Consider the following 14065-nt stretch of genomic DNA (forward strand, 5'->3'; position numbering starts at 1 on the left):
ATTTGTGTTATTATGGTTACAAATACCGTTTTCAAGTTATGAGGGACGACGATGAAAGTAACGATTTCTGATATTGCTAAAGCAGCCAATGTGGCTAAATCTACTGTATCTAAAGTACTAAATGATTCCCCAAAAATATCACAGGAAACGAAACAAAAGGTTCGAGAGATTATGAAGCAAATGAACTACACGCCAAGCAGTATTGCTACTGGGTTAGCTAGACAAAGCAGCTGCAATATTGGTTTACTGGTCGATATGTCTAAAGAAAGTGAGTTTCTGAACCAATTCTTCTACAACATTATTGGTGGAATCGAGAGCGTAATTGCACCTTTAAAATACGAGCTGACCATTTCCAATGTGCAACATAGCAGTCCAGAAGGCCATTTTCTAAATAGGCTTGTGTTTAGCAAACGTGTCGACGGTATTATTGCCAACAACTCCGTGCTGACTGAAGAGCTATCTGAAGAACTGAATCAACTGGAGTTTCCTTACATCTCCATTGGAGAGATTATGACCCCCGGAAGTTGGGTTGATTTCGATAATGAAGCAGGCGGAAACATGCTGACCGAGCATCTCATCGAACAAGGTTATTCAAAGATAGCCTTCATAGGCGGGCAGCAGCAGGAAAAAATTTATACACATCGCCTAGGTGGATACTTAAGCGCATTACAGCAGGCTGACCTTACCGTTCCTCAGCAATGGATCATTAACTGCAAGGCTGATGAACATGATAGCTATCATGCTGCCCTTGAGCTTTTGCAGCGTGAAGAACGGCCAGACTCTGTGGTGTGTATGAACAGTTATGTAGCCTTTGGGGTGCTTCAAGCCGCAAAAGCACTCGGAATTGATGTTCCATCTGAACTCGGCATCGCCGCTTTCGATGAATATCCGCTGTCCCGTTATACAACACCTCCTTTAACTTCGCTTAATATCGATACGTTTAAGCTGGGTGTATCTTCAGGGCAGCTGCTGATGGAGCGCATTCGTGGCAATGATGCGCCCCACAAGCATTTGCTACTAGAGCCAGAACTAATTCCTCGTGAATCCACGATGAGAGCTAAATTCTCTGGAGCAACTTCATAATTGGACTACTTTTCTATTGTATCTTCTACAATGAAAAAGCTTCGTACTACTTACCAAGGAGCGGCCCCACACGGGGGGCCGCTCCTTGTCATGTGAAAGGTATTTTGATCCACTCTTATAGTAACTTATAGATCTTTCCAACGCTGCACGGTCAGGTTCACTGTTTGTGCGCCTCCTGCTGGAGTAAGCGTTCGATTGGAAATGTCCGATCCGTTCGAGTTTACCTCTACATTAGTCCAAGCGCCCCGCGTAACTTTATATTGCACCGCTGTTCCTGCTGGTAAGCTCAGTGTGATGGAATACACCCCATCACTACCTTTAGTCAGTTGATAGGCCGGATCCGCTGCATTCCAGCTGTTGAAGGTACCGGTAAGATACACAGGTCCGCTCGCCGGAGTAGACGCTGGAACATTTACACGAAACGTCACACTGTCTGCTTGAGGTTCCCCTGCGCTGATACTTCCGTTCACTAGACTCCAGGTTCCAGCATCAAAATGGTAATTACTGCTGCCGTTGTTATCCCATGTACCACTGCCATTATTAAAGGCTGCGGTCAGTCCGGCTGCAGTGCCCAGCTGAATTGTGATCGACTTATATCCTGGGAAAGAAGAAGCTTGAAGCTGTTCACCAGGAGCCGTCGTCCAGACTGTTGCCCCATCCAGCTTGTAATGAATGTAAGAGCTGCTGTAAGCCGTATTCTTATAATATATCGTTGCAGTGTTGCCAGTCGGTGTAGTCGTTGGTGTTGGCGTTGGGGTTACTGTCGGCGTTGGTGTCGGTGTTACTGTTGGTGTTGGTGTTGGTGTTGGTGTCGGTGTTGGTGTTGGTGTCGGCGTTGGCGTTGGTGTCACTGGTCCACCCGATGTAATACTTCCTGTTGGCGTATAAGTCCAGGTTCCAGTACCGAATAGATAGTTGCTCCCCCCGTTACTGTCCCATGTGCCACTGCCGTTGTTAAAGCATGCTTCAAGCTGGCTGGCGGAACCGATATTAATCGTTATTTTGTTGTATCCGGCTACTTCAGATACAGGTATAGCCACACCCGGAGATGTCGTCCATGTACCTCCTACTGGGCGATAATGAATATAAGGCGAGGTATAACCTTGCTTATAGTAAATCGTGACACTGTTCCCTGCTGGTGTTGTAATAGACGCAATCGCACTAAGAAGAGATAGATTGCCTGCGGCATCAAATGCTTTTACCGTGTAGTTATAGGTAGTGCTAGCGGATAAACCATTGTCCGTATAGGAAGTAGTTGCCGTTGTGCCTACCTTGACACCATTACGATAAACTTCATATCCAGTTACGCCTACGTTGTCGGTAGAAGCCGTCCAGCTGATCAAAGCGCTAGATGCATTCTGAACAGTTGCCGTTACATTAGTCGGAGTAGTTGGAGGAACTGTTTCTGATGGTTGTTGTTGTTTCGCATAGATTTTGGCTGAATTCGCACCTACAGTTACAGTAATTTGCTTTCCAGTTACTCCGCCTGATTGTACAGTCACTGTATCTGCAGTATTCAGCTGATTATACAAAACTGTTCCTGCGGTCAAACTACTCTCGGCACGTAGCGGGATGGTTACCGTTTGCGAACCATTAGATTGATTACTAAATACAGAGATAGCTTCTTGACCTTGATTAGTTCCAGTGTCGATACGACGTGAGAAGGCATATAAGTTCTGTGCAGCCCACATTTCACGTTGAGTACCTGTACGCAGTGCTGGGTTATTTTTACGAATTTCATTAAGTTTGGCTACGTGCTTGTAGGTGCTGGCATTTTCATTAAAATAGTTCTCAATCACGTTTCCGCTTGCATCCCGTTTCACCATAGACCAACGGTTCCAAGTATCCGCAATACCTCCTGTCATGATCTGACTGTTGCCATTGCCTTTGTTCTGCTCTGTTCCTTGGAAGACAACCGGTGTTCCACGAACTGTAAAAATAAAGGTTAAAGCATTCTGCAGCTTATCAACGTTTCCCCCGGCTTCCGTTAGAAAACGGTTGCGGTCATGATTGTCGATAAAGGTAACCATGTGATTGGCATTCCCGTTGTAGTAGGAATCCTGTGCCAAGGTGCTTTTGATATTGGACTCAAAAGACTGCCCATAAGCAAAGCTGTTAAGTACGGAGAAGAACATTGGGAAATCGAGCATGCCCCATTCCTTATTGTTTCCGACCCAACGTGAGACAAATTCAGCATTTCCGTCGAAATTCTCGCCAAATGTATTAACGCCCAGATAATTTTGTAGCTCACCAATATCTGTTGGCTTCATCAGCTTGGCAGCATCCACACGCGCACCGTCAGCGCCTGTATAATCAAACCAGCCTTTGATGGAATCGAAGATCGCCTGCTTAGCCGCAGGAACATCGAAATCAATGTCATCTAGCCCGCCCAAATCATGATTCTCTAAGTAATCCTGCGCCCACTGATCATATCTTCCATCCGCTAGAGACCAGTTAATATCTCCATTATGGTGGTACCATGCTGGATTATTGAACGGAGCCACTGGCTGCAATGATGGGATATCATAATAAGCTTGGGAACCTAGCATATAATCACCGACGTGGTTTGGCACAACGTCAATCACTACTTTGATGCCAAGCGCATGTGCGGAATCCACAAGCTCTTTCAGCTTCTCCTTCGTTCCGAAGTATGGATTGGCAGCGTTCGGGTTCTTAACGTTGTATCCGTGATAGGCTGTATTTTTACCGGTACCGTTGTTTTCCCGGTTAGTCATTTGTGGCTCAGCCACTGGGGAAATCCAAATCGCGGTATAGCCCATATTTTTAATATATGATAGCTTATCGATAATCCCCTGCCAGTCTCCGCCTTTCATATAACGGAAATCTTCCTCAGAGTTTTCTCCATAGCGAATTGCCGCACCAGTAGCATTGTTGGAAGTATCTCCATCATTAAATCGGTCAACCATAATCTGATAAATAGTGTCGTTCTCATTAATCGTGCCGATGCTTGCCGCTTCAGCTTTTTGCGGTGTTAAGACAAACAAATTAATCACGGTAGAAAGAAGAATAGATGTAATTAGAACGGGTACATACCATAACCTACGTTTCATTGCGTGCATCTCCCTCTCTTATTAAAGCGTATTCATAACACTCTAAAGCCTACTTCCTTGATTAAAAAACAAGCCCGCCCAGTGATGTCTCTAATGTTTTTAACGTCTTTAACACAAAAAACAAATAATTTTAGGGAAACCGGTTTCCCAACTAAAAATTACCATGATTGTGAATGCGTTGTCAAGCTATAAAATTTAAAATTCCCAAGAAAAAGAGCCTCCTTATTGGGGGCTCTTTGGGGTTCATTATTCACCTTATATGCTTAGCTTCCTACACTCTGAATAAAATGCAGTACTTCATTCATAATCCGGTCCTTATCTTCACAATGACAAACCATATGACCACTGTTATCCACCATTATCACCTGTTTTTGGGCTGTAGGAATCGTATGCTGCAGAAAGTCAGCGCTTCGAGTCTTCACCAGATGATCTCGCTTACCCTGCACGATCAAGGTTGGAGTCTCAATATGCGGATAGATTGAAAAACTCTCCCGGACCAATCGTTGAAACTCTCTCGTCGCCCTTGGGGGCGTTGAAGTGAATTTATTAATATACGTTTTTAGCATGGAAAAGCTCCCAAGAGTCTTAAGAATCTCCACAGGATTCAGCGGAAATACGGGAGTGGACAATAAAGTAAGGGATTTGATCCAGGGTTTATACCGTACAGAAAGATGTGAAGCAATAAGGGCACCGGTAGAAAAGCCGATCAGATGAACGCCTTCATCCGTCTTTAACAGCTCTGTCAATTCATCTTCAGCACTCTGTTGCCAATCATGTCGATCCGAATGCAATAAATCATTCCTGCTCCCCCCATGCCCTTTCAGGGTAAACGTTCTGGAACGGTAATTATGCTGCTCCATAAACTGGGACAAGGGAGAGATCTCATGCTCACCTCCGGTAAAGCCATGAATAAATAAACAACTTTCCATAATTGTCCCTCTTTTCACATTCCAATCTGACATGCAACTTTATTGTATAATGCCAATCCCCTTTATTTTCTATACATTCCACCCTTTTATGTAAAACCTCAACCCAAGTGATGTCAAGGTTCAGCTCTGTGAATGGTTCGCAGCAAGAACGCTATTGTTCCCACCAAAGAAGACCCAACGCTGAGGTAATCGTTAAACCTACGGCGGAGCTGGATGAGATTACGTTAGCACAAATAGCAGTCCCAGGCGGGACAATGATGCTGCCCGTAAAGTTCTGTGTGAAAGCCCCCGGTGCCAATTGATAATTGAAAAGCGTCGTTCCCCCGCTAATGGCTGCTGTGGAAGACTGAACGGTCATCGCACTCGTCGCCGAGCTGCCCAAATTATTATTCGTTGGCGTTAAGGTTGCTGGTGAAGTTAGCGTCCCTCCTTTTACAATTGTAAAGCTACCCGACATTGCGGATAGTAGAGAAGAACCGCCAATACTGCCGCTTATACGTGAGATATAAACAGTTTTTCCACTGCCTGAAGCATTACTAATCCGAATAGAAGCGATTGCGGAGATTAGACTAAGTACGACCAAACTAGACGCAGATGTGTTAGTTGAATACAAGACTGCAGCCTGCGAAGCGCTTATTTCAGGCGGCGCGCTAATATCTGGCGCTTGGAAGGTGTTCACCATATCCACATAAAGCGGTTGATCGTTGTCGTTAAATACAAATTGATTAGGCATATTTATCCCCTCCTGTTTCTAATATTCCCACCAGCTGATAGACGTTGTCGCCGCTGATGACCCCGATGCAATCGTTACGGAGGTAGTGATGGAATTTCCGGGAGGAACAACGATTTGTCCTGTAAAATCAACAATGACCGGACCGACCGCCAGCAATAGAGATACTAGAGTAGCCGGACCTCCAGTAGGCGCAGCCGTCGAGGTTCTTGCTGTCATAACACTGGTTAACGCACTGCCAAAATTATAATTAATCGGTGTGACGGTAGTTCCGGTGACCGTAGCATTCCGAAGTAGTGATAAAGTAACCGCCGCCGTCGCTGAGCTGGCAGTAACACGGGATACATATAAGGTACGCCCGCTTCCTCCCGGATTACTAATCTGAATAACTAACGGGGCAGCCGTCGTTACCGTAGAAGTAAATGGGATTCCAAACAATAACCCCGCCTTAGCTGCTCCCCCCTCAGGAGCTGAATCTATACCAGGTGCAACATACGTATTGACTTGTTCTGTAAAAAGTGGCTGGCTACTTTGATTGAATACTGAGTCGTTCGGCATGAGTTATCCTCCCCGTACTTAAGCTTATTCTATTTTATGCCACACTCAGTAACTGGTTGTGGGAATGTGCGTATATTACTTTTTCTGCCCAATCACCCCCTATTTCCCACCATATATTAATATCACACCATTCGAATGGCTAAGGATTGTCCCTATCGGTTTGCGGCTTATTGGACTGCGGTTTATTTTTAGGCTCAGGGCTCAAACGACGGTTTGGGCCTTTTCATGGATTGAGTTCCAGAAAGCCCGTAGGAAGAGAATGAAATCCATAACGGCCTGGAGCTTAAAAAGCGCAGCAAAATAAAACAAAAAAAGCAGAGCTAAAACGATGATCTCTTACACATTAAGAATCAGGGAGATCACCCTGTTAGTCTCCGCCTCCACGCTACATTCAAAGGGTATTGGCAAGCAAGAATGTGTATACGTCCAAGCCCAGTCTTTTGGTATAACTCAATCATTTATAAGGAAAGGACGAGGAACTTTGCCTAACTATAGCTCTTTTCAAGCGAATCCTGATAATCTAAGAACGCTTATATTCGGCCGAGATGCCTCGCTGATTGATCATCCGCTCACTACAGATCCAAGCGGAAATCTAACAACGATTATTCTTGATGGTACAATTTCCAGCGTGCTCGGCGCTACAATTACTGCCGGTACTTTGTCCTCCGCAGGAACAGTTACCAATATCCTTAACGGCACCATTACTAGCGTGCTCGGCGCTACGATTACTGCGGGTACTTTGTCCTCCGCAGGTACAGTTACCAACATCCTTAACGGCACCATTACTAGTGTGCTTGGTGCTACGATTACTGCCGGTACCTTGTCCTCCGCAGGAACAGTTACAAACATCCTTAACGGCACCATTACTAGCGTGCTCGGCGCTACGATTACTGCCGGTACCTTGTCCTCCGCAGGAACAGTTACAAACATCCTTAACGGCACCATTACTAGCGTGCTCGGCGCTACAATTACTGCCGGTACCTTGTCCTCCGCAGGTACTATTACTAATATCCTTGACGGGACTATTACTAGCGTGCTCGGCGCTACCATTACTGCGGGTACTTTGTCCTCAGCAGGTACCATTACAAACATCCTTAACGGCACCATTACTAGTGTGCTTGGCGCTACAATTACTGCCGGTACTTTGTCCTCCGCAGGTACTATTACTAACATCCTTGAGGGCACCATTACCAGCGTGCTCGGCGCTACGATTACTGCGGGTACAATCACTAGTGTGCTTGGGGCAACCATAACAGCAGGTACGTTATCCTCCGCCGGAACAGTTACAAACATCCTTAACGGCACCATTACTAGCGTGCTCGGCGCTACGATCACCGCGGGTACTTTGTCCTCCGCAGGTACTATTACTAACATCCTTGAGGGCACCATCACTAACGTGCTCGGCGCTACCATCACAGCTGGTACTCTATCTTCCGCAGGTACAGTCACCAACATCCTTAACGGGACTATCACCAGCGTACTCGGAGCCACCATCACAGCTGGTACTTTGTCCTCAGCAGGTACAGTCACCAACATCTTAAACGGCACCATCACCAGCGTACTAGGAGCCACCATCACAGCTGGTACTTTGTCTTCCGCAGGTACAGTCACCAACATTCTTAACGGCACCATCACTAGTGTGCTCGGAGCTACGATTACTGCCGGTACTTTGTCTTCCGCAGGTACAGTCACCAACATCCTTAACGGGACCATCACTAGTGTGCTCGGAGCTACGATCACAGCTGGTACTCTAAGTAGTGTCACTTCTATTTCACAACGCAGCTTTATAGAACAGACCACTACAGGTATTGCGACTGCTAATACCTATACACCTCTACCAGCCGTTACTACGAGCGTACTGGGAACGTATTCCTTCTTCATTAACAATACTGGGGCAAATCCGGTCAACACACGTGTGGAAATCAGTGCTGATGGAACGAACTATTTCGTCGATACCACAGGAGATAATCCTTTAGCAGCAGGCTCTATCGATGTCATAGTGCCAGCCAGATTCCTGAAATATACCCGCCTATCCTATCAATCAGCCAATTCAGGCTCTGCATCCACGATCAATGTAAGTTTCAATGCTCAGGGCACGTAATCCAGATGACCATCATATGTTGTAACAAGAAAGAGTACATGGATATCCATGTGCTTTTTCTTTAACTATAAGGATGCCGAAAGCGTTTATGCTTGTGTCAGCAGCTATACATATGTGCAACAAACACATAATGCTTTTCAAGGAGGAACAACCGTGAATAATATTACGCTTGGCGTCCACCTCATCGTAAAAGATGAAGCTGATCTCCTGCCTCACTGTCTCGCAAGCGTAGCTGGTGCTGACGAAATTGTGATGATCGATACGGGCTCTACCGACGAATCCATAGCTATTGCCGAAGCGCACGGGGCTAGAGTCTTCCAACGGGAATGGACAGACGATTTCGCGGCAGCTCGTAATGAAGGGCTCGTTCATGCCTCAACAAATTGGATTCTTATCCTTGATGCCGATGAGTGCTTGCAGACCCCACTGACAGAACTCCGCAGCCTTCTGCAGAACACACAAGCTCAGGCTTTTACTGTAAACATTGATAACTGGGTTGGCGAACGACCTGAAGATAGGGTAAAACACAGTGCAGTCCGCTTATTCCGAAATGGACAGGGTTATCAATATAGTGGAAGAATTCATGAGGGAATTGACACTTCAATCCTTAGCAAACATAAACTCTCGGCGATTGAGCACAGTCAACTTGAGATTATACACTTTGGATATTTACCTGAAATCATGACACGAAAAGATAAAATCAATCGAAATAGACACCTGCTGCTCCTCGCTTTAACAGAATATCCGGATGATCCTTTCCACTCCTATAATTTGGCAGTAAACTTCTGTCAGGACGGTCGTCTTCTGGAAGCTGAGACGTTGCTTCGTCAAGGCCTTCACCATGTAGCACTCGAAGCCTTCTATCGTCCTACGATGATTAGGGATCTCTGTAAAATTTATCATGCTCAAGGAAAAATGAATGCGATTGACCCCCTACTGATGATTGAACTGGAGCGTTATGGCGACTATCCTGATTTGCATTTTTTGTTAGGGCAATCTTTGGAGAGCCAAGGCCTTTTGGAACGTGCGCTATTAGCTTATCAACATGCAGAGTCCATTCCTGAGCATGAGGTGCTTAGCGGAAAATATGTATGTGAACAAGGAATGAGTACCTTTCGCCCCCTATACCGGATGGGTTTAATCTCACAGCGGCTTGGTCTTCTTGAGGATGCTGCGAGATTTTTTCATCGTGCACTTCAACACCATTCTTTATATACGCCCGCCTTGCAGGGGATTGCTGCTGCTTTTCAACGATTAGCTGTACCCGATGAGGAAATCGCCACTTTACTGATCCAACTCGTTCCCCCAACTACCTCAATCAGTAGATCCGCGATCATTGACAGTTTATATGAGATAAATGCTTATGAGACCATAACTACCTTATCCCGAGATATTTTTCCATTGGAATTGGATACTGCATATAGAATCATCTCATCACTCATCATCACCGGCAAGCTAGAAGACGCGAGTACAGCTATAGGGCAGATGACCTTACTAGCTTCCCAAGATCACCTTGGTTTAGAGCATCAAAAGCAGTGGTATACTCTTTGGGCCATTTGCCAATGGGAACGATATGGAGAATTTAAAAAGGACTTGCTCAACCATACATCAGGTGAACTTCGTTCTGGACTGGAATACATTGAGCGATCCCAACGCCAACAAGTGGCATGTCCGGTAGAAATAGAGGTAGATCACTTATATTCCTCATTCCTTTCCGACCTCATCGGGCAATCCGTAAAGCTGCATCAGCTCACACTTAGTCATACTTTAGTGGACCTGTTCCCTGCTTATCGATCTGAATTTGCCACAGCATTATATAAAGAAGGGAATTGGCAGGCCGCAGGAGAGGAATTTATTGTACTTGTTCGTGATAAGATCGCCGATGCAAGCGTGCTTTTTTATATTGGTGAGATGATCTTTGACAAAGGGCATTATTCCGAAGCCAGTGAATGGTTTCAGCAAGCGCTGGAACAAGAGCCAGAGCATGAATCCGCAAAGATCGGCTTATCCCTCTGTTATCTTCAGCAAGCGAAGCTGAGTATGGAAGACGCTCTACAAAGTTTAAAGGATGCCCATGCTCATAGCCCATTGCAGGAGAATATCGGAGCTATCCGTAAATCCATTACCTTGCTGAATCGTACACCTTGGCACACTCAGTGGAGCTTCCGTCAGAGTGAAGGGAGGTCATCCCTATGAACCACTCAAGAAGAAAGCCACTAATTTCCTTATGCATGATCGTTAAGAACGAAGGAGATAGCTTGAGCCAATGTTTAAAAAGCGTACGCGGAGTCGTCGATGAGATCATTGTAGTCGATACTGGATCCACCGACGCTTCAGTTCAAATTGCCCTAAGCTTCGGGGCCAAAATCATACAACACCCTTGGAGCGGCGACTTTGCTGCTGCCCGCAACGCAGGTCTCCAGCAGGCCCATGGACAATGGATTCTTGTTCTAGATGGAGATGAGGAATTAAGTGAGGAGAGCAAGGGAGAATTACTGCTATGTGCCGAGCATATGGAGTACGAGGCATTTTTCCTACGCATTCATAATCATAAAGGGCTAACCCCCGCTTCACAGACGATCACCGTCAATCCGATTATTCGGATGTTTCGTAATCGCCCTAAGTACCGGTTTAGCGGTATTATTCACGAACAGATCGCTGAGGCTATCATAACAGCTACACCCCAGGCACCGATGCATTTGACCACTGTAGTCATCCATCATTATGGTTACGCAGAAGGGGTAGTCGTCAAGAAAGATAAAATCAAACGAAATGTTGAGCTGCTGAAAGAGCAGCTAAGGTTAAATCCTAAAGATCCTTTCCACCATTTTAACATGGCTGTTGAGTATATGCGTTTGGGGGAGTATCAACCTGCTCTAAAACATATCCAACAATCACTAGAAGAGGCACCGCCTGATACAAGTTACATCCACCTGCTGCACAAATACGAAATTCGCTCGCTTGCAGAATTAAAAGATTACCCTGGGGCGCTTGCAGCTTGTGACCGTGGGATTAGCTCACATCCGGATTACCCAGACTTAGCTCATATCAAAGGGGCTCTACTCTTACAATTAGGTGCCTTTGCAGAAGCCAAAGTAGCGTTGCTACAAGCGCTGGTCATCGGAGCTGCTCCTCCCGGCTACCATACTGAGGCTGGATTCGGTTCATATTTAACCTATTATATGCTGGGTCAATTATGTGAAGAGATGGGTGATGAGACCGAAGCCATGGCTTGTTACACCAAAACCGCACAGCTTCATCCCGAACCGACTCCCGTCATTGCCCGGCTACTACGAGCCCTGAAATGTGCAGGTCGCGAGAGTGAGATTTACGGTTGGTTCCACGCTCATCTGCCAGACTACACAGTGACTAAGAACAGGATTCTCCTAGAATTATTACAGAGTGAGGGATGTAATGAAGCAGCCGCACAGCTGATAAATGCCACACAGCAGCCCATTTCTATGGAAGTGGCATTTAATCAAGCATCTGAGCAGGGGCGTTCACAGATTGTGTTAGCGGATCGTCTGCTTGCTTCATTATCCTCTTCTGCTACCTATTCACCAGCGGTCAAAAGAGTACGCCTAGCTCTTCCGCTTCCCAAAGTTTCAGAATAGGAGGGACGTTTCCTATGACCACACCCGATATCACACTTTGTATGATCATTAAGAATGAGGCGAACCACCTGGAGAAATGCCTGTCCTCTGTGCAAGGAATCGTATCAGAAATCATCATTGTGGATACCGGGTCTGAGGATAATAGCATAGACATAGCAACTAAGTTCGGTGCAAAGATCATCGATATGACTTGGGAGAATGATTTCTCGAAAGCACGAAATCTAAGCCTGAAGCATGCAACTTCCCCTTGGATTCTAGTACTTGATGCCGATGAGGCTGTAGATCATTGGAGGAGGGAGCAGCTCCAGCACCTGCTGGACGCAACGCATATTCATGGATATTGGCTACCCATTATCCACTATATCGGTGACGCCCCTAAAGCGGATTTTGTTACCGATCATGTCTGCCGCTTGTTCAGAAACGATGAAAGAATCATCTTTCGTGGAATCATTCATGAGGAGACGGCCAGCAGCATTTGGGAGCTTCCTGCGGGGGAAATTGCTTACGCTGAATTGCGTATTTATCACTACGGTTATTTAGAGGATGAACTACAGCACAAAAATAAATACCAGCGCAATTTAGCTCTCATCAATAGAGGTCTGCAGCTTCAACCGAACCATCTCATCCTTCGTTATGCACTAGGGGTAGAGCATTATCAACAGGAACAATATCATGCAGCGGCAGATGTACTTCTTCCATTACTCGCTGATGTTCCAACCCAATCCGGGTATGCCTCCGATATTTATCTAAAGACTGCCTATGCCTTACAACGATGTAACAGGCAGCAGGAATCTGAGGAAGTCTTTCATGCGGGGAGCTTATTGTTTCCTGATTTCACTGATTTATTAGAGGGCTATGCTGCTTTGTTGCTCGAACAAGGACAGCTTAGACAAGCTAGACACTTCTTGCAGCAAGCACTGAAGAGCGGAGATACAGCACATCCATATCCATCTTCTTCGGGAAGTGGAACGTATCGAACAGAACTACTAGCGGGCAGAGTATGCGAGAAGTTATTTCTATATCCAAACGCGCGGGAACACTACGAGGCTGCTATACAATTCAAACCAGATTATACGGATGCGTGGAAACAGCTTGTCCCACTAAGCCTGCTATCCGGAGAGAGGTTAAGTATGATCGTATTGACCCGCTGCCATATCCACGCTCTCTCACCAATTACCTTAGGCTATCTTGTGCCTGCGGCGCTCAATGCTCGTGACTTTGAATGGCTGGTCACTCTCTCTTTTGCCTCGCAGCTACCGCTAGCCGTTCAAACCATTGTGCAGGCTTTCCTTGCTTGTACTCAGCAGCAAGAGGGGGCACACACTCTCGCACCGCTTGAGCAGCTGCTTCATAATCCATCTGTTCTTTCCGAACATTCATCTATACTCGGTTATCTCTGGGCTTTGTCTTGCCGTGCTGGAGATACTGAATCAGCCATGAAGTGGCTTATCTCCATATCGCCATACAGACCGGGGATGCTAACAATTCATCATATCATAACAAGCCGTTCTGACATTAAGCCTGCTCTTCCTGATCTGAGCTACGCTATGCAATTACTGCTTCAGGTCGGTGCTTGGGATAGTGTATTATCGCTTTATCGACAATCAGAGGGCTCTTTATTCCAGTGGTGCAAGCTGCCGCAGCCCTTATACTATGGATTGCTTGAGGCTCCTATCCCCGTAAAGAAACAGTGGTGTTCCATCTATCTCAGTCAAACCCCTCATTATAATGCCTCGACGGACTGCGCCGAATGGCTATTATATGTGGCAATAGCTTGCTCCTGTGGGGAAACTCCAAAGATCGCTCAATCAGATGAAATGGCTTTGCGCAGAATCGGGGGAACTACCGCTGCAGTCGGTCTCTCATACTACAAGCTCATACTCGCGGCAAAAGCTTATCCCCATGGGATTTCCTCAGGTCAAATCCCATGGGGGCTGCTCGTCAGATCTGCCAGTCAGACCTAACCGACTGGCAGATTC

At 46.1% G+C, this 14065-nt stretch carries 9 protein-coding genes; 5 read left to right on the forward strand and 4 right to left on the reverse strand.

Annotated features, from left to right (window positions below):
• Window positions 1-51 precede the first annotated feature (51 nt).
• Window positions 52-1083, forward strand: a complete 1032-nt coding sequence (locus tag MKY99_RS25705) for a LacI family DNA-binding transcriptional regulator (RefSeq protein ID WP_076285269.1) — start codon at window positions 52-54, stop codon at window positions 1081-1083.
• Between the two features lie 125 nt (window positions 1084-1208).
• Here the strand turns inward: MKY99_RS25705 and MKY99_RS25710 are convergent, their stop codons facing one another.
• The 4 genes from MKY99_RS25710 to MKY99_RS25725 all read right to left on the reverse strand — a co-directional run bounded on the left by MKY99_RS25710 (window position 1209) and on the right by MKY99_RS25725 (window position 6371).
• The gene (locus MKY99_RS25710; RefSeq protein ID WP_339267077.1) at window positions 1209-4154 is read right to left on the reverse strand and encodes a carbohydrate binding domain-containing protein; all 2946 of its coding nucleotides are present in this window, start codon (window positions 4152-4154) and stop codon (window positions 1209-1211) included.
• 263 nt (window positions 4155-4417) lie between these two features.
• The gene (locus MKY99_RS25715; protein WP_081383011.1) at window positions 4418-5116 is read right to left on the reverse strand and encodes an alpha/beta fold hydrolase; all 699 of its coding nucleotides are present in this window, start codon (window positions 5114-5116) and stop codon (window positions 4418-4420) included.
• Between the two features lie 118 nt (window positions 5117-5234).
• Window positions 5235-5816, reverse strand: coding sequence for a hypothetical protein (locus tag MKY99_RS25720; protein WP_339267080.1), 582 nt, complete (start codon window positions 5814-5816; stop codon window positions 5235-5237).
• Window positions 5817-5834: 18 nt separating this feature from the next.
• Window positions 5835-6371 carry a hypothetical protein gene (locus MKY99_RS25725; protein WP_042191654.1) on the reverse strand — a complete coding sequence of 179 codons (537 nt, stop codon included), beginning with the start codon at window positions 6369-6371 and terminating at the stop codon, window positions 5835-5837.
• 481 nt (window positions 6372-6852) lie between these two features.
• Between MKY99_RS25725 and MKY99_RS25730 the strand changes: the two genes are divergently transcribed.
• The 4 genes from MKY99_RS25730 to MKY99_RS25745 all read left to right on the forward strand — a co-directional run bounded on the left by MKY99_RS25730 (window position 6853) and on the right by MKY99_RS25745 (window position 14050).
• A complete protein-coding gene (locus tag MKY99_RS25730; protein ID WP_339267082.1) occupies window positions 6853-8472 on the forward strand; it encodes a DUF6385 domain-containing protein in 1620 nt (539 codons plus the stop codon).
• A gap of 153 nt (window positions 8473-8625) precedes the next feature.
• Window positions 8626-10668 (forward strand): glycosyltransferase, encoded by a 2043-nt coding sequence (locus MKY99_RS25735; protein WP_339267084.1) that lies wholly within the window; start codon window positions 8626-8628, stop codon window positions 10666-10668.
• Window positions 10665-12086 (forward strand): glycosyltransferase, encoded by a 1422-nt coding sequence (locus tag MKY99_RS25740; protein WP_339267086.1) that lies wholly within the window; start codon window positions 10665-10667, stop codon window positions 12084-12086. Before MKY99_RS25735 ends, MKY99_RS25740 begins: the two co-directional genes overlap by 4 nt.
• Window positions 12087-12100: 14 nt before the next feature.
• Entirely contained in the window at window positions 12101-14050 is a 1950-nt protein-coding gene (locus MKY99_RS25745; protein WP_339267088.1) for a glycosyltransferase, read from the forward strand.
• Window positions 14051-14065 lie beyond the last annotated feature (15 nt).

This window comes from Paenibacillus sp. FSL R5-0470, assembly GCF_037975205.1.
In the GTDB taxonomy this organism is placed as follows: domain Bacteria; phylum Bacillota; class Bacilli; order Paenibacillales; family Paenibacillaceae; genus Paenibacillus_AQ.

What these genes read in the sequence shown, in the direction of transcription:
- MKY99_RS25725 (WP_042191654.1), bottom strand. Translation starts at nt 6,371, where the DNA reads ATGCCGAACGACTCAGTATTCAATCAAAGTAGCCAGCCACTTTTTACA.
- MKY99_RS25715 (WP_081383011.1), bottom strand. Translation starts at nt 5,116, where the DNA reads ATGTCAGATTGGAATGTGAAAAGAGGGACAATTATGGAAAGTTGTTTA.
- MKY99_RS25745 (WP_339267088.1), top strand. Translation starts at nt 12,101, where the DNA reads ATGACCACACCCGATATCACACTTTGTATGATCATTAAGAATGAGGCG.
- MKY99_RS25705 (WP_076285269.1), top strand. Translation starts at nt 52, where the DNA reads ATGAAAGTAACGATTTCTGATATTGCTAAAGCAGCCAATGTGGCTAAA.
- MKY99_RS25710 (WP_339267077.1), bottom strand. Translation starts at nt 4,154, where the DNA reads ATGAAACGTAGGTTATGGTATGTACCCGTTCTAATTACATCTATTCTT.
- MKY99_RS25740 (WP_339267086.1), top strand. Translation starts at nt 10,665, where the DNA reads ATGAACCACTCAAGAAGAAAGCCACTAATTTCCTTATGCATGATCGTT.
- MKY99_RS25720 (WP_339267080.1), bottom strand. Translation starts at nt 5,816, where the DNA reads ATGCCTAATCAATTTGTATTTAACGACAACGATCAACCGCTTTATGTG.